Below are 17,448 nucleotides of genomic sequence, written 5' to 3' on the forward strand. Positions count from 1 at the left end.
TTCGTGCTTTTGTAGGCATATAGAGGGCCGGAGAGGATTTTCTGTGCGTGGAGAATCATCTCTCCGGCCATTTTGTGCTAAAATATAATCGTTCGATCGATGGCGACAGGAGTTTTAATGATTGTTCTGAATATCCATGGTTTGGAATACGCGGAAATGGGTTTTACGGGAGTGGCTTTCGACGGTTATCGGCTGGATAAGGGGAGCTGCTTTGTCGGAGGAGAAGCGGAGATCGATCCGGTTTTCTCCCGAAGAGAGAGGGAGGCGGGCGTAATATACGGAGTAGGGAAGGGTTTGCCAGTTCCGGGTGTCTGCTTTCTCCGTGATCGCATTGGCTAATCCGACGGCGAAGCCTAACCACTCGTTTTGTTTCCGGGCCGCGTATTCGATTCCTTTTTTGGTCGCTACCCGCAACAGGGAGTTGGAGAGTTCCCGCACCATACGATCGTGTAAAGTTTTAAAAGCGATTTCATTGATGTCTTCTGCTAACTCAAAGGGGTAAACTTGTCCCGACAGGGTAATCGAACCTTTGGAGTAGAGCGGATTGCGCTTCATGTATTTGGGAAATACGACCCGCAAAACTTGAAGGTCGGCTAAAGATTGTTTTTCGTTGTCGTTCAGGTTGCCGATAAAAAAGGGAAATGCAAGTCCGAGTTCCTGGTTGTAAAAGACAATGGCTCCGTCGCCTCGTTTTTGCTTGGCAAAATTAAGACTCCATTCGGATTTTACCGGACCGAATCCGTTTAACCAGAAAAAGACCAACTCTCCGTGAGTAGGGTCTGCCGAAGGCGCGTAGGTTATACCGAATACCTTTTCGTATTTCCGCAGTTCGTCCGTAAAGCCGCATTTGTAAGCTGTCCTGAGCAGATCCTTTTTCAACTGTTCGGGAGGATATACCCCGAAATTTTTCACGTAATCGGTTTGATATACTTCATAAGCATTCCGGTAAGCGATAAAGGCATTGTTGATATCTCCCGCGGCATCGTAAATCAGTCCCATCAACAGGTGGGCAAAAGCGTCTTGTTGGTAGCGATTTTTATTGTCCGGGTATTTGTCGTTTAATTGATTGAGTTTGATATTGATTTTCCGGACTTCCACCAAAGCTCCCTCCATATCGTTCATCTCGAGGTAATTCAACGCTTTGTAATAGTTGATCATGATTACTTCGAAATCTTCGGGATGATAAGGCCTGGCTTCCGGATTGGTGACTAAAACGGCCGCTTCGTTCAATAGATTTTTAGTTTGTTCGTCGGTAAGGATCTCTGCGGTTTCGAAAGCTTGATTGCTGGCTTCGTGGTTTCCCAGCATAAATTCCGTATAGCCTTTGTTCAGGTAATAGAGTATGCGGTTTTTACCGTTGGCTTGCTTTTTGTCTTTTGCCAACAGTTTGTTCGCTTTTTCAAAATTACCGCTTGTAACGGCAGATTGAAATTCGGCCGTCCGCTGGTACCAGGTCGCACAACCTGCGGGTAGCAAAGAGAGGAAGATACACGTATAAAAGCCAAGTTGGCGTAACAAGTACCCCAACTTTCGCTTTTTAATCTCTTTCGCGTATTCTGCTGTCTTTTGCATGAATAAACCCTAACGAGTATAATTTCAGTCTTTAAAGTACCCGGTCTTTGATCTGCTTCTTTATTTTCTTATCACCCATCCAAACCACTTCATTGGTTTCGATATTGGTCAGTTGCAGGTCTATTTGATACATCACTACCTTTTGTTTTTTATAGGAATCAACGATGCTGTTGATGGTTCCCTGAAGAATAAAGTCGGCTCCTAATTCGCGACCCCATTTTTTGATGGTCTCGGGAGCTGAATAATCTTGTTGTTCGGCCCGTTCTTTCCGGAGTTCGTTTCGTTTCTCTCCGGCAACCACAAGACGGATGTTCCCGTCCCGGATAACGGCTTTTTCAATGTCTTTGATAAATGTTTCGGAATTGATGTGTTCGTGACTCTTGTTTTCGATCAATCCGACAACAATAACAGGGCGTTTTCCCGTATCTTTCGTGTATTTGGCAGGCCAGGGGGCGGTAAGTAGATCGGCAACCATTTCTTCCGATACTAACCGGGAATCCGTGTCATTCCATCTTCCGCTTAAATCGATGGTTTCGTTTGAATTTACACGGGTAATGTTTCTGCTTCCGCATCCGCTTAAGAAAGCAAACGTTATTAAAAGAAATGTTCCGATAATTAGTTTTTTCATATTTTCTCTTTTTAGGTTATACATGTTGGGAGAACCTCTCGGTTTTAGTAATATGGGATAATTACGTGAAAACCGATCATTTGGTTGACTCTTTGAGAATTTTATTACAAAAATTTGACCAAATATAGAATTTGTTCGGGCGTATCGGTGTTAATTTAAGTTAACATTTAAAGGACGAGCGATCATAATGCCCGTATGAGAAGGAATCTGACTTAAATAGTGGGAGAGGGGAATATCGGAAAGGATTACTTTCCGGGAGGTAAGAGAGGCGTGTAAAAGATAGATATTTCCGTCCTTTTCAACGGCGATTCCCACGTGTGAAGTATCAAGTCCTTTTTTATTCGTCGTGATCAGTATAATATCTCCGTTTTGAATTTGTCCGGCTTTTTCATTTACTTGATTTTTAGGGATATAAAAATAGTTTCTTGCATTGATATTTTTTTCGATTCGTGAAATTTCGGGGAGTAAGACGGTGTCTTTCGTCAATGCCGGATATTTCCGGTAATTCAGGGAGATAAAGCCGACTTTGTTCGGAAACGGAATCCCCCCGTTTGATTTCGTTACGTCCGAGACGAGTCCGATCCGTTGCATTTCGTAAAGCCAGTCCGTAGAATAGTGTAACCGGGAGGTATAATTCGATATTTTACAGTTTCTGTATCTGATCTTTTGCAGATTGGATAAAAATTCCTTACAAGCTTCTGCATCGTATTGTTTTAACAGGGCGAGGGCCATGACGTTGTCTACGAAGGTGACGCAGTCCAACTGCCGCAGATTCACCACCAATTGCTCTTTTTCTTTTCCTTCGAGAGTGCCTCCCCGGTAAGGGGTATTCAAAAAAAATTCACCTGTTTTTACGATTCGTTCCTGAAGTGAGAGACGCGAGAGTTGATGTTTTCCCGCGTATTCAAAGAAACGATCCAGTACGGCCTGATCCTCCGGTTGCAACGGATTACATGGCTGACAGCAAAAGAAAAAAATGATACAAAAAAGTATGTTCATATATTTTACGATTAAAGAATTAAGCGATTCGGCGATTGTAGAAGTTTCAATCACAGAATCCCTTAATCACAACATCATGGAATCGAGTTAGATTCCCGCGGCGGAAAATTGTTCTAAAAACCGGATATCGTTTTCAAAGAAAAGACGCAGGTCTTTGATACCGTACTTTAACATGGAGATGCGTTCGATACCCATTCCTAAAGCGAATCCGGTATATTTGTCTTTATCTATCCCGTTTAATTCCAATACATTGGGATCGACCATCCCGCAGCCTAATATTTCTAACCATCCTGTTCCTTTACACACGTTACATCCTTTTCCGTGACATAGGGTACAAGATACATCCATCTCGGCCGAGGGTTCCGTGAAAGGGAAGTAGGAGGGCCTCAGACGGATTTGGGTCTCCGGTCCGAACAACTCCTTTGCGAAATAGGTTAGAGTCTGTTTCAGATCGGCAAACGATACGTTTTCATCGATATAAAGGGCCTCGATCTGGTGAAAGATGCAGTGAGCCCGCGCGGAGATCGCTTCGTTACGGAACACGCGACCCGGCGTCACCAAACGAATCGGTAATTCATGGGTTTCCATGTCCCGTACCTGAACGGACGAGGTATGGGTATGCAATACCAAATCCGGATTCTTCTGGATGAAAAAGGTATCCTGCATATCGCGGGCCGGATGTTCTTCCGGGAAGTTCAGGGCTGAAAAATTGTGCCAATCGTCTTCGATCTCCGGTCCTTCGGATATGGTAAAACCTAATCTATTAAAGATAGACAGAATCTCGTTTTTTACGATAGAGAGCGGATGGCGGGTTCCTAATTTAAGAGGATCTCCCGGCATGGTCAGATCGATGTCGCTTTTGCCCTCCTGAACGTTGGAGAGCGTCTCCTTCAACTCGTTCACCTTGGCTATGGCGGTCGTTTTTAGCTCATTCAAAGCCTGTCCTATCTCTTTCTTCTGCTCTACAGGTACATTTTTGAAGTCATCAAAAAGAGCGGCAATCGTTCCCTTCTTGCTTAAATGTTTAATCCTGAATTGTTCCACTTCTTCAAGGTGGCTTGCTCTAAAACTGCCGATTTCGGCGCAGAGTTGTTTAATCTTGTCTAACATCTTCTCTAATTTTGAAATCCTTGGAGGACAAAGTTAAAAAAAAAGAGTTTTCTATTTTCCACTATCGCGGGTTATTTTTATGAGGGATCTCCGCTTTTAACGTGTTTGCGTTTTATCCTCGTCGTTTTCACCGAGTTGCCGGATGATCCTGCAAGGATTACCTGCGGCAATTACATTTGCCGGAATATTTTTAGTGACGATACTGCCTGATCCGATGATGCTGTTGTCCCCGATCGTAATACCCGGATTGATAATGGTTCCTCCTCCGATCCATACGTTATTACCGATCGTGATGGGATAAGCGTATTCCAGACCTTTGCTTCTTTCGGTTGCTTCTAACGGGTGTCCGGCTGTAAAAAGGGATACGTTGGGGCCCAAAAGGACATGATCTCCTATTTTAACCTCGGCGCAATCCAAAATAGTACAGTTATAATTGGCATAAAAGTTTTCTCCGATGGTAATGTTGTAGCCGTAGTCGCACCGGAAGGGAGGTTCTATGTAATATTGCGTTCCGGTCTTTCCTAATAATCGCTTCAGGATAACGCTCCGTTTTTCCAGTTCGCGGGGAGGCGTAGTATTGAATTCGAGCAAAAGTTCTCTCGCGTGTAATCGTTCGGCCGTCAACTCTTTCCCGGAGGCGATATACATCTTTCCGGTCAGCATTTTTTCTTTTTCTGTCATGGTTCGTGTTCTTAAAATAATCTCCAAAGATGTCTTTTTAAATCGACACATCCGTTCGATTTGAAGGTGATATTTTCCGATAGAAGCAATTTCCTTTGTTCCGTCCATCCCGGAACTGTGCGCCCTTGGCTGTTTACAACCCGGTGACAGGGTAAATTTAAGTAGGCAGGGGCATGAGACATTGCCCGTCCTACCAGTCTGGAATATTGCGGTTGTCCGGCCAGGCGGGCAATCTGTCCGTAAGTACTTACAAAGCCAGGAGGTATCTCTTTTACGGTTTGATATACATCCGAATAAAACTCTTCTTTTGTTCCGGTCTTTTTCACGGGTATAAATTCAAAACAAGGAACAAATTTATTCGAATGGGGGGAGAATTCCAAATGCTCTATTGTCGAGGGGTACAATCAGAACTTGTTTTTGATTCGGGATAATAATTTGTCTTTTTGTCTTTTAACCGCGGGATAAAGCAAACAACCGGCAACAGCACCCAATACGTCTGCCAGCAGATCGCCCCACTCTCCTCCGCGTTGGAAATAAGTCATCTGTAAAATCTCGATCAGTCCGCCGTAGATAAAACTGAATATCACGGTTATCCAAAAGATAGTATGGGTACGTATTCTGGTTTGATAATGCAGTTCACTGCATAAAAAAATGGCCATGATAAAAAACATACCGAAATGTACGACCTTGTCTAAATGCGGGATGTTTAAATGCGGATCGGGAACCGACTCGGAGGGCATGGCACATAGAATAAATATGACGAGAGCCCAAATGATATTTCTAAATAGCAGGGTTTGTTTACGTGGTATCATTACTCGATGATTTTTACGCGGATGATTTTTACATCTGTAAGCGGACGGTCTTGCTTGTCCGTCTTTAAGGCGGCAATACGGTCGATGACATCCAAGCCTTCGATAACCTCTCCGAATACCGTATACTCTTTATCCAAATGATGGACACCGCCCAAGGTCGTGTATGCCTCGATCTTATCTTCCGGCATGTGGATTTTGTCGGTATTCAGATTCCACTCGAAAGCAATGTCCGTTTTTATTTTTTCAGCGATTTCCCGAAATTCCGCCACTTTTTTCTGTGCGCGCAACGTGTCTAAAATAGCTTTTTTTTCTTTCGTGAAATATTTCTGTTGGATGGCTTTTTTAATCGGAACGTTCGCGGCGTTTTCTATTTTCTTTAACTCCTCGGGAGTATATTTTTTCCCTTGTACGATATAAAATTGGGAGATATCCGATTCTTTGAAGAAATTGACCCGGTCCGGTTGACGGGGTGCTGCTAAAGCCCCTTTTTTATGGTAATGGTTCGGTTTTATCTCCGCGTCGATAATAACTCCTTTTCCGAATCCGATAACTTGTCCGGGAACGGCATTCCTGCTGTCGGAAGAACCTCCTTGAATGATAAAGTTTTTGATCGTTCTGTAAAAAAGGGTCCCGTCATAATGCCCGGCTTTAGCCAGTCTGATAAAATGATCCCGGTGAATGGGCGTGTCGTTGTATAATTTGGCTTTCATCGTCCCCATATTGGTTTCGATCAGGACAAGAGTCTCTTTTGTTTGTCCTAAACCGCGGACGGAAGCTGTGGTGAATAGGAAACAGAGCAAACCGATAAAGAAATAAGGTCTCATGGAATTAGTTTTTAACGATTTTACGAATAAGGTATTTTACGGGAAAATGTGATGCCAGGTAACCGATAGCAATAACCGAGATCAGGATAATCAATATATCGTGACCTATCAGTTTAACGGGATAGGCATCGATCATGTAATTTCCTTCACCCAAAGTAATCCATCCGAAATATTCCTGCCCCAAACAGAGTAAGGAACCAACGATAAGTCCGAAAAGGGCTCCGATACCGGTAATCAGGTTTCCTTCCAATTTGAATATGGAGATGATTTTTTCCCTGCTCATTCCAAGGGCTTGATATATGCCGATATCCTCTTTTTTGTCGATGATCAGCATGGATACGGACCCGATGATATTGAAAGAGGCGATTAAAAGAATAAAGAGCAGGATCAGGAAGATGGCTAACTTTTCCGATTTCATCATGGCGTAGAAAGAACGGTTGGTATCGTATTTGTCTTCGACCTTGTATTGTTGTTGGTTAATGGCGTTCTTGAGTTCGGCTTTGATGTTAGAGATCCGGTCCGGATCGTTTAGTTTGATTTCGATTTGAGAGATCTCTCCCGGTACCATGAAAAGTCTACGGGCGAAATCGATGTCCGTGATGACGTATTTGCCGTCAATGTCCTGTTGAGCGGAGAACAGGGCTATCGGAAAAATATTCTCGCTGTTCAGGGCCGATGCCGCCGAAGAGGAGTTTTTGTCCGGATAATAAAAGGTCATGGGTGTCGTTAGCCCGATTCTGAGCTTGAGTGTTGCGGCAATCGAATATCCGAGGACGGCCGTGTATTTGTCTCCTTCTTTTAAGGAGTATTTCCCGGTAGAGATCGTGTGGTCTATCCCGGTGTGCTCGTTGTAATTTTTATCGACTCCTTTCACCGTTACGGGCATAAGTTTTTTCCCGTACTTTACCAAAGCCTTTTCTTCTACGACGGGATCGTAGGACCGAATTCCTTCCGTGTGTTTCAACGTCTCTATCAGTAAAGAGTCCGTTTTGAAAAATTTTCCTTTTACCGGGGACAAGGTGATGTCAGGGGTAAAACTATCGGTAGCGTCGGTCAGAAGCAAGTCGATCCCGTTGAAAACGGAGAGGACGACAATCAGGGCGGCCGTACCGATAGCTACCCCGATCATGCTGATAATCGAGATAATATTGATGGCATTCTGCTTCTTTTTTGAAAACAGGTATCGCCGTGCGATGAATACCGATAAATTCATGAAAAAGAGCTTTGGGTTTCAGCCTCGCCGACTGTTTGATTTGACTCGACTCGAAGGTATCGAAATTATTTTAAAAGTTCGTCGATTTTTTCGATATAATCGAGACTGTCATCCACGAAAAATCTCAGTTCGGGAATGATGCGGATCTGTTTACCGATTTTTTTTCCGAGGATAAAACGGATGTTCTTATTTTTTTCCGTTAAGCTGTTCAGAACCTTTTCCGTCAATTCGGAAGGGAAGATGCTTAGGTATACCCTCGCGTAGGATAAATCCGGACTGACTCTTACGGCTGTAACGGATAAAATAGCTCCCACGGTATACTCCTTACACTCCTTCTGAAACATTTCGCTTAAGTCTTTTTGAATTAAACGTCCTACTTTATTTTGTCTGATTGAGTCCATTATAAGAAAAATTGATGATTCGGTAAAAATTTCTACAAAGATAGTGATTTTAATTTAGACTTTTATTATCTTTGCCCTCGCAAAACGAAAACGGGATGTAGCGCAGTTGGTAGCGCGCCACGTTCGGGACGTGGAGGCCGCTGGTTCGAGTCCAGTCATCCCGACTGTTAGAAATGAACACGCTGACTTACAGCGTGTTTTTCTTTTGGGTGGCTGTCGTGTCGTCCCCGATTGTTGTAAAAACGGATCGTCGTATTTTACTACTATTTTATTCTTGCTGCTGATGGCTTAAATTGTAATTTTAAATATACGATCTGCAATTTAAAATTTGTAACTAATATTCTGCTGACAATCTGCCTGAAAAGTATATTAATATTGAAAATATATTGTAGATTTGCGCAAACAATCAATCTTAAAACGGTCTTGCATAGAAATGAGAAAATGGAGTATTGACGATTCGGCCGAACTGTACAATATCAACGGTTGGGGGCTGAACTATTTTTCAATCAACGAGAAAGGACATGTTACGGTGACACCTAAAACGGGAGGGCCCCGTATTGATTTGAAAGAACTGATGGAAGAACTTCAGGTTCGTGACGTGTCGGCTCCTGTATTATTAAGATTTCCGGATATTTTGGATAACCGGATCGAGAAAATTTCGAATTGTTTCGAGGCTGCGGCGAAAGAGTACGGTTATACGGGAAAGAATTTTATTATCTACCCGATAAAGGTGAATCAGATGCGTCCGGTGGTGGAGGAGATTGTAAGTCACGGGACCAAGTATAATATCGGATTGGAGGCCGGTTCGAAACCGGAATTACACGCGGTATTGTCTATTGATATCGATGATGACGCCATGATCATTTGTAATGGCTATAAGGATGAGAATTATATCGAATTGGCTCTTTTGGCCCAAAAGATGGGACGGAATATATTCCTGGTGGTCGAAAAGTTAAACGAACTTCGGAATATTGCCTCTATTGCCAAACGATTGAAGATACGTCCCAATATCGGGATCCGGATTAAATTGGCAAGTTCTGGAAGTGGAAAATGGGAAGAGTCCGGGGGCGATGTCAGCAAGTTCGGCGTAAATTCGAGTGAATTGCTCGAAGCCCTGGATATCTTGGAAAAGAACAAACTGATGGATTGTCTTAAGCTGATCCATTTCCATATCGGTAGTCAGGTAACCAATATCCGCCGGATAAAGACAGCTTTAAAGGAGGCTTCTCAGTTTTACGTGCAATTGCAGTCCATGGGATACGATATCGATTTCGTGGATATCGGCGGAGGTTTGGGAGTGGACTATGACGGGACGCGTTCGGCTACGAGTGGGAATAGTATGAACTATTCGATTCAAGAGTATGTAAACGATGCGGTTTCAGCGATTGTAGATGCCTGCGAGAAGAATGAATTGAAACAACCCAATGTTATTACGGAATCGGGGCGTTCTTTAACGGCTCATCATTCGGTGTTGGTCTTTGAAGCATTGGCCAGTACCAGCTTGCCCGAATTTGACGAAAACGAGGAGATAACAGAGGATGCCCATGAATTGGTAAAAGAACTTTACGACTTGTGGGAAAACCTGAATCAGCCGCGTTTGATTGAAACCTGGCACGATGCCATGCAGATCCGGGAGGATGCCTTGGGACTCTTTAATTTAGGACTGATAGATTTGCGGACGAGAGCACAGGTGGAGCGTCTTTTCTGGTCGGTAGCCCGTGACGTGTATGACATGGCCGTCAATACGAAACATGCTCCGGATGAATTGAAGAAGATTTCCAAACTTTTGCCGGATAAGTATTTTTGTAACTTTTCACTGTTCCAGTCTTTACCGGACTCTTGGGCCATCGATCAGATATTCCCGATCATTCCGATTACCCGGTTGAACGAGCAACCGACCAAATCGGCTACGATACAGGATATTACTTGTGATTCGGATGGCAAGATAGATAATTTTATCTCTACCCGTAATTTCTCCTATCATTTACCCGTGCACGAGTTGAACGGGAAAGAACCCTATTATTTTGGCGTCTTCCTCGTGGGAGCTTATCAGGAGATATTGGGAGACCTGCATAATCTTTTCGGGGACACCAATGCCGTGCATATTAAAGTGAAGGGAGACGAATACGTGATCGATAAGATCATCGAGGGAGAGACGGTAGCCGACGTGCTTGAATATGTACAATTTATGCCGAAACGAATGGCGCGGACTGTAGAGGTTTGGGTTACCAGTTCCGTAAAAAAAGGAATTATATCGGCGGAAGAAGGACGGGAATTTTTATCTAATTACCGTTCCGGCCTGTATGGATATACTTATTTGGAATAATTTAGGCGAATAGAAAAAGGTCCGTGCTGTCGCAGCAGGGACCTTACAGTATCAATAACAAATTTATGAAAAAAAACGTCTAAGTTCAGTTTGAAATCCACTACAAGTGTAGTGGATTCTGTTTTTATAAATAAGACAACTCTATTACATTTCGGTTAATGAGTAGTTGTTTCTCGTGTTCTTTTACGGAGATTCGCTCTAAATGTTTTCGTAATTATTTAAAATTAAAGCTAAGTTGTGTAGGTTGGTGAGGGGATGAACCGTCAAAAGGATTGGAAACGGATAAACCTAACAGGCGGATGCGGTAGTCCTCCAATTTCAACTCGTTCAATAAATTCTTCGCCAAAGGGAGAATCTCTTGTAAAGTAGTCAATTCGTTGCTTAAACTGATGCTGCGGGTTTTCTGTGTAAAATCGGGAAATTTCACTTTTAAGGTTAGTGTATGCCCTTTGAAGTTATTTTTTTCCAATCGGCGGATGAGCTCTTTCGTGATGTGATAGAGCTCTATGATAAGAGCGGTATGGGTTGTCAGGTCTTTATCGTAAGTTTGTTCGCATCCTACCGATTTACGGATTCTAAACGGTTCCACGGGACGGGGATCGATGCCGTGAGCGAAATCGTAGTAGAGCGTTCCCGCTTTTCCGAAATTGCGTGTCAGAAATTCCGGGGAACAGTATTGTAAATCCTGTCCCGTATGTACTCCGAGCTCATGCATTTTTCGGGCTGTGACTTTTCCGATACCCCAGAAAGCTTCAATAGGGAGCTTTGCGATAAACGAGAGTGCCCTGTCCGGATGGATCGTGTAGAGACCGTCCGGTTTCCGGTAATCGGAGGCGATTTTTGCCAAAAATTTATTGTAAGAGATTCCGGCCGATGCGATCAATCCTAATTTTTCTTTGATCTCTTTTTTGATTGCTTTGGCAACGTCGACTGCCAGAAAGATACCTTTTTTATTTTCGGTTACATCTAAAAAAGCTTCATCAATGGAAAGCGATTCGATCAGGTCCGTGTATTTTCTGAAAATCTGATGGATTTCCCGGGAAACGGCCTTATATACCTCCATGCGGGAGGAGATAAAGATCAAGTCCGGACAAAGCTTTAGGGCCTTCATGGAGGACATGGCCGAATGGATACCGTACCGACGTGCTTCGTAGCTGGCGGCAGCGATGACTCCCCGGGCTTCCGGACGTCCTACCACAACGGGTTTTCCCCGGTATTCCGGATGGTCGCGTTGTTCGATGGATGCATAAAAGGCGTCCATATCGATATGGATAATTTTTCGGTTGTACATGTTGGTCGTTACGAAGGTAACCGATTATATGTTATTCCGGAAGAAGAGACGGGTATTTCTTTTTTTATTCAATTCTTTTTAATAATAGCAGCACAAAAATAATGCGGAAGTGAGGAAGATAAATGAAAGTGATGTCACTCTTTTTTGTTGTTAACCATCGATTCTTCTTAAAAAGGAAAATACTTGATGAAATAAAAACTGTCCCGAAAATAAATTAGGGACAGTTTTATATGGTAAAAAATCGCTAATGACTTATTTTACGAATAGTTTATTCCAGTTTTTGTATTCTCTTGCCTTCCATGCATTGCTGTGATATATATAGCTGGCGATCAATGGAATGACGGTGGTTCCTTCTGCATATACCATTTGTTCGTAGGTGACATCCACCTTACCCCAGGAGCAAGCTTCTTTTAATGTGGATGAAGAGCAGGCTCCGTCCCGAACATCGGCTACGGTGATTTGGATGGCGTATTTATGCATGGGTACTTCATAACCTAAGATTTCGGCACATACAACCGTGTCCTGTGCAAAATTTTTCGGAGTACCTCCGCCTACCATGAACAAACCGGTGGTTCCTGCTTCGATTTTAATTTTGGTCAATTCGATAAAATCTTTCACGGAGTCGATAGAAACATGTTTATCCGGGTGTTCCCATTGATGTTTTCCGATGCCGAATCCGGCGCTACAATCGGAAAAAGCAGGACAGAAGATAGGTACTCCGCATTCGTAGCATGTTTGAATCAAGCTGTCTTTTTTCACGGCATGTCCCTCGTGTAACCATTTTCCGATTTCCCAGATGAACTCTCGGGAAGAGTAAGGACGAGGCTCTAAATTGTTGGCGATTTCGTAAGTCGTATGGTCGCAAGCCTGGAGTTCTTCTTCATCGATGAACGTATCGTAGATACGGTCAATGTAAAGTTCGCGTAATTGCATATCCGGCACGTCCTGGCTACCTTTATAGTGTTTGAAACCAAGAGCCTCGAAAAGGTCCATGTCGATAATGGAGGCCCCGGTAGAAACCACGACGTCGACCATTTTGTTGCGAACCATGTCCACGTATACCTGCATACATCCGGCGGCACTGGTGCTGCCGGCAATGGTAAGAATATTAGTACACTCTTTCTCTTTCACCATTTTCATCAAGATATCGGCGGCACGAGCGGTATCGCGAGAGGTGAATGACATATCGCGCATCGCGTCGATTAATTGCGTTGAGTCATACGATTTGATGTCGATGTGTTTGATGGTGTCTTTTAATAAATCTTTCTTTTCCATTTTTGTTAATCTTAAAAATATAAAGGTGCAATTATGAGGACCTTATAGACTCAATATTTTTAATTGGAAGTTGATTGAACGATCGGGTGATTTTTTAGTCGTAAAATCACGGAATCGCTTAATCATAAATCTTTTATTGGTTGTTGTATTTCATGCTCAATATCTGATAAATCAGCTTGCTGGCCAAGAAATCGGGAGCTTTATTCGACTCGTTCGGGCATAGTTCCACAACATCCATACCGATGATATTATGTCTCTCGTTGATCAGTTTCAGGAAATTCAGAACTTCCCGGTAATAAAGTCCGTCCGGTTCTGGAGTTCCGGTAGAGGGCATGATGGCCGGGTCGAACACGTCGAGATCGATGGTGATATACACGTTGTCGTGTAATTTTTGAGAAACCATGTACATCCAGTTACTACCTTCCTTGGCATCATGTAAGTCATGGGCATAGAAGATGCGGTCCGGCATGATATTCTCTTTCTCTTCGATGGCAGAACTTCTGATTCCAACCTGGGCTATGGTTGCGACTTCTTTTGCCCTGGCCATAACACAGGCGTGGTTATGGGTGGAACCTTCGTATTCGCTACGCATGTCCGAATGGGCGTCGAGTTGTAAAACCGAGAATTTATCGAAATGTTTGGCAAAAGCCCGGAAAGCTCCGATACTTACGGAGTGTTCTCCTCCTAAGATGACAGGAAATTTCTTGTCTTTTAGTATCGCATCTACCCGGCGTTCAACTTCCTGAGACATGGCTTCGGGAGAAGATGCTTCCGAGACAGGCTCTACGGTTGCAATGCCTTTTCTATATACTTCAGAATCTGTTTCAATATCATAAAGCTCCATATTGGCAGAAGCTTCTAAAAGTGCATCCGGACCTTTATCGGCACCTTTTATCCAAGTACTTGTCCCGTCATAGGGAACGGGTAATATTACGATTTCGGCTTTATCGTATGCTGTATACTCTTCTTCCAGTCCGCCATAATTTAAATTTTCCATATCTTCTTGTGTTTATATTGTTTATAAACTTTTTCTTTTATAAATAAGGATTGCAAAGCTAAACTATTTAATTGAAAATTGAAAGATGAAAATTGAAAATAACTTGCTTCCGTCCTAATCTTTTTACGAATCGGAAAAAATAGGCTCAAAGGATAGGGATTTTTTAAATACAAATCCTTTTACGAAAGACGAAACGAGCAGGCAATTCGTTTCACTGCCTTTAAGGTCTCTTCTTTATCGATATGCAATACCTCCCGATTTTTCATGATCCATTCCCCGTTTACCATGGAATAACGGATATTTTTGCTGTTCATGGCATAGACGATCGCGGAGTATTCGTCGTAAACGGGAATCATATTGCTGGCATTAGCATGCACGAGTATCAGATCCGCTTTTTTCCCTGTCTCTATGGAACCGGTGATTCCGTCTAACCCCAGAGCCTTTGCCCCGTTGAGGGTTGCCATTTGTAAGGCCGTACGGGCCTGGATTGCCTCCGGGTTGTAGTGGACTACTTTAGGCAATAGGGCGGCGAAGCGCATCTCCTCCACCATATCCAAGGTGTTGTTACTTGCGGTGCCGTCGGTTCCGATTCCGACCGTGACACCTGCTTTCCGGTAGGAGTCCGTATCGGCAATTCCGCTGGCTAATTTCAGGTTGCTTTTGGGACAATGCCCGATAGAAGTACGTGTGCTTGCGAATAATTCTGTTTCTTTCGGGGTCAGCCACACGCCGTGGGCCGCAATGACGTTTTTGTCCAATAATCCGATGGAATGGAGATATTCTCCCGGAGTTTTTCCGGTACGGATTTTAATATCTTCCACCTCTTTTCGTGTTTCCGAAACATGAATCTGTAAGAGCGTATTGTATTTGTCTGCCAATCGCTTACCGCTTTTCAGTGTCTTTTCGGAACAGGTATAAGGAGAGTGAGCGCAAACGGAAGGATGAATCAAGCTGTCGTTTTGCCACTTTTGTATCAATTGTTCGCAAAGAGAGAGTCCTTCTTCTACTGTTTTAAAGCTGGCTGTCGGGAAATCGATAAGCGATTCTCCCACTACCCCCCGAATGCCTGCCTTTTTAGCCTCTTCCGCGATGATATCTTCAAAAAAGTACATGTCGTTGAAACAAGTCGTACCCGATTTGATCATCTCGATAAAAGCCAACCGGCTGGCAATCCGAACATTTTCGGGCGTGACGAGACGAGCTTCTGCCGGAAAAATGTGTTCCGTCAGCCACTCGTGCAAGGGAAGATCATCAGCAAATCCGCGCAAAAGGGTCATGGGAACATGGGTATGAGTGTTAATGAAACCGGGCATAACAATCATTCCTGCCGCATCCGTGATCTCTATTTCGGGGCTGTTTGTTTGGCGTTCATTCATAGATCCTATACGGAGGATTTCATCTCCTTCGATATCGATAAAGCCGTTTTTTACCACCTCCATTTGGGAATTCATCGTAACGATGCAGGCATTGATGATCTGTTTTTTCATGTCCGTTTGTTTATGAACAGGTTACCTTAATCTAACTTCAAAACGGCAAGGAATGCTTTTTGCGGTACTTCCACGTTCCCGATCTGTTTCATTCGTTTCTTCCCTTTTTTCTGTTTTTCCAGCAATTTGCGTTTCCGGGAGATATCACCCCCGTAACATTTGGCAGTAACGTCTTTCCGGACGGCCTTTATGGTTTCCCGGGAGATGATTTTGGCTCCGATGGCAGCTTGGATGGCAATATCGAATTGTTGTCGGGGAATGAGTTCCTTGAGTTTCTCGCAAATCCGTTTTCCGAACGAATAGGCGTTATCGAAATGAATAAGTGCGGAAAGGGCATCCACGGACTCCCCGTTCAGCAGGATGTCCAGTTTAACCAGGTTGGCTTGTCTGTAACCGATTTGGAAATAGTCGAAAGAGGCGTATCCTTTGGTGATGCTCTTCAGTTTATCGTAGAAATCGAACACGATCTCGGCAAGCGGCATTTCATAGTTTAACTCGATGCGGTTACCGGTCAGGTAGTGTTGTTTGATCAAAGTTCCCCGCTTTCCGAGGCAGAGGGTCATGATCGGACCGATGTATTCGGTCGGGGTGATGATCTGTGCTTTTATATAAGGTTCTTCGATGTAATCCAACGTGGTCGGAGAGGGCATGTCCGACGGGTTGTGCATCTCGTATACCTCTCCTTTGGTCGTGTGAGCGATATACATTACGTTAGGAACCGTCGTGATCACATTCATGTCGAATTCGCGGTCTAACCGTTCCTGAATGATCTCCATATGCAACATCCCCAAAAATCCGCAGCGAAAACCGAAGCCTAAAGCTGCTGAAGATTCCGGTTCAAAAGTCAGGGAAGCATCGTTAAGTTGCAGTTTCTCTATGGAAGTTCGTAAATCTTCGTAATCCTCCGAATCGATGGGGTATATTCCCGCGAATACCATGGGCTTAACCTCTTCGAAACCCTCGATAGCTTTGTCGCAAGGGCGGTTGATATGAGTAATCGTATCGCCGACCTTCACCTCCGAAGAGGTCTTGATGCCGGAAATAATGTAGCCGACATCCCCCGTCGGCAATTCGGCGCGGGGTTCCTGATTCAGGCGTAAAACACCGATTTCGTCCGCGGTATACTCCTTTCCCGTGTTTACAAATTTGACCTTATCTCCGCTTTTTAAAGAACCGTTCACGATGCGACAATAAGTGATAATCCCGCGGAAGGAGTTGAATTCGGAATCGAAAATCAAAGCTTGCAACGGAGCTTCAGGATCTCCCGTGGGAGCTGGAATCCGTTCCACGACGGCTTCCAATATCCGGTCGACACCCATTCCGGTTTTACCGCTGGCTTCCAATATATCTTCTCTTTTACAACCTAAAAGTTCTTCGATCTGGTCTTTTACCTCTTCGGGCATGGCGTTGGGCATATCCATTTTGTTCAACACCGGAATGACCTCCAAATTATTGTCTATTGCCAAATAAAGGTTGGATATCGTTTGGGCCTGAATACCTTGTGTCGCGTCCACGATCAGTAGAGCCCCTTCGCAGGCCGCGATGGAACGGGATACTTCATAGGAAAAATCCACATGTCCCGGCGTATCGATCAGGTTTAGCACGTATTTTTCTCCCTTGTAATTGTAATCCATCTGAATGGCATGGCTTTTAATGGTGATTCCCCGCTCTCTCTCCAGGTCCATGTCATCGAGAACCTGAGCCTGTAAGGCTTTGCCTGTCACTGTCCCCGTGTATTCCAGCAGCCTGTCTGCCAATGTACTTTTTCCGTGATCAATATGTGCGATAATACAGAAATTCCTAATGTGCTCCATGTATGAAATTTGCAATTA

16 protein-coding genes and 1 tRNA gene are annotated in these 17,448 nt (G+C 43.8%); 2 read left to right on the forward strand and 15 right to left on the reverse strand.

The window, feature by feature from the left end:
• Positions 1–114: 114 nt before the first annotated feature.
• From PGR74_RS03740 to rbfA, 10 genes are all read right to left on the reverse strand, one after another.
• Positions 115–1,572, reverse strand: coding sequence for a COG3014 family protein (locus tag PGR74_RS03740; protein WP_235375058.1), 1,458 nt, complete (start codon positions 1,570–1,572; stop codon positions 115–117).
• A gap of 31 nt (positions 1,573–1,603) precedes the next feature.
• Positions 1,604–2,200: a penicillin-binding protein activator LpoB gene (locus tag PGR74_RS03745; protein WP_041503258.1), complete on the reverse strand. Its 597-nt coding sequence runs from the start codon at positions 2,198–2,200 to the stop codon at positions 1,604–1,606.
• Positions 2,201–2,350: 150 nt separating this feature from the next.
• Positions 2,351–3,199 carry an N-acetylmuramoyl-L-alanine amidase-like domain-containing protein gene (locus tag PGR74_RS03750; protein ID WP_041505245.1) on the reverse strand — a complete coding sequence of 283 codons (849 nt, stop codon included), beginning with the start codon at positions 3,197–3,199 and terminating at the stop codon, positions 2,351–2,353.
• Between the two features lie 87 nt (positions 3,200–3,286).
• A complete protein-coding gene (pheS, locus tag PGR74_RS03755) occupies positions 3,287–4,309 on the reverse strand; it encodes a phenylalanine--tRNA ligase subunit alpha (RefSeq protein WP_041503260.1) in 1,023 nt (340 codons plus the stop codon).
• A 96-nt stretch (positions 4,310–4,405) separates the two neighbouring features.
• Positions 4,406–4,990, reverse strand: coding sequence for a sugar O-acetyltransferase (locus PGR74_RS03760; protein WP_041505325.1), 585 nt, complete (start codon positions 4,988–4,990; stop codon positions 4,406–4,408).
• 11 nt (positions 4,991–5,001) lie between these two features.
• Positions 5,002–5,316: an MGMT family protein gene (locus PGR74_RS03765; protein ID WP_041503489.1), complete on the reverse strand. Its 315-nt coding sequence runs from the start codon at positions 5,314–5,316 to the stop codon at positions 5,002–5,004.
• A gap of 78 nt (positions 5,317–5,394) precedes the next feature.
• Positions 5,395–5,802 carry a VanZ family protein gene (locus tag PGR74_RS03770; RefSeq protein WP_041503262.1) on the reverse strand — a complete coding sequence of 136 codons (408 nt, stop codon included), beginning with the start codon at positions 5,800–5,802 and terminating at the stop codon, positions 5,395–5,397.
• Entirely contained in the window at positions 5,802–6,626 is an 825-nt protein-coding gene (locus PGR74_RS03775; RefSeq protein ID WP_052649402.1) for a peptidylprolyl isomerase, read from the reverse strand. The genes PGR74_RS03770 and PGR74_RS03775 overlap by 1 nt, the downstream gene beginning before the upstream one ends.
• A 4-nt stretch (positions 6,627–6,630) precedes the next feature.
• Positions 6,631–7,839, reverse strand: a complete 1,209-nt coding sequence (locus PGR74_RS03780; protein WP_041505244.1) for an ABC transporter permease — start codon at positions 7,837–7,839, stop codon at positions 6,631–6,633.
• 65 nt (positions 7,840–7,904) lie between these two features.
• A complete protein-coding gene (gene rbfA, locus PGR74_RS03785; RefSeq protein ID WP_041503264.1) occupies positions 7,905–8,240 on the reverse strand; it encodes a 30S ribosome-binding factor RbfA in 336 nt (111 codons plus the stop codon).
• Between the two features lie 91 nt (positions 8,241–8,331).
• On the opposite strand from rbfA, the gene PGR74_RS03790 reads away from it, so the two are divergent.
• Positions 8,332–8,404, forward strand: a tRNA-Pro gene (locus tag PGR74_RS03790).
• A gap of 269 nt (positions 8,405–8,673) precedes the next feature.
• A complete protein-coding gene (speA, locus tag PGR74_RS03795) occupies positions 8,674–10,566 on the forward strand; it encodes a biosynthetic arginine decarboxylase (protein WP_041503265.1) in 1,893 nt (630 codons plus the stop codon).
• A gap of 214 nt (positions 10,567–10,780) precedes the next feature.
• On the opposite strand, the gene dinB is transcribed toward speA, so the two are convergent.
• The 5 genes from dinB to lepA all read right to left on the reverse strand — a co-directional run bounded on the left by dinB (position 10,781) and on the right by lepA (position 17,430).
• Positions 10,781–11,857 (reverse strand): DNA polymerase IV, encoded by a 1,077-nt coding sequence (dinB, locus tag PGR74_RS03800; protein WP_082027540.1) that lies wholly within the window; start codon positions 11,855–11,857, stop codon positions 10,781–10,783.
• Positions 11,858–12,109: 252 nt separating this feature from the next.
• Positions 12,110–13,132: a 1,9-bis(guanidino)-5-aza-nonane synthase gene (locus PGR74_RS03805; protein ID WP_041503267.1), complete on the reverse strand. Its 1,023-nt coding sequence runs from the start codon at positions 13,130–13,132 to the stop codon at positions 12,110–12,112.
• Positions 13,133–13,265: 133 nt separating this feature from the next.
• Positions 13,266–14,129 carry an agmatinase gene (gene speB / locus PGR74_RS03810; protein WP_041503268.1) on the reverse strand — a complete coding sequence of 288 codons (864 nt, stop codon included), beginning with the start codon at positions 14,127–14,129 and terminating at the stop codon, positions 13,266–13,268.
• A gap of 179 nt (positions 14,130–14,308) precedes the next feature.
• On the reverse strand, positions 14,309–15,616 hold the full coding sequence (locus PGR74_RS03815; protein ID WP_041503270.1) for an amidohydrolase family protein: 1,308 nt from the start codon (positions 15,614–15,616) through the stop codon (positions 14,309–14,311).
• 26 nt (positions 15,617–15,642) lie between these two features.
• Positions 15,643–17,430, reverse strand: coding sequence for a translation elongation factor 4 (gene lepA, locus PGR74_RS03820; protein ID WP_041503271.1), 1,788 nt, complete (start codon positions 17,428–17,430; stop codon positions 15,643–15,645).
• Positions 17,431–17,448 lie beyond the last annotated feature (18 nt).

Source organism: Sanguibacteroides sp. AM78-02pH3A (assembly GCF_027666085.1).
Lineage (GTDB): Bacteria > Bacteroidota > Bacteroidia > Bacteroidales > Marinifilaceae > Gabonibacter > Gabonibacter massiliensis.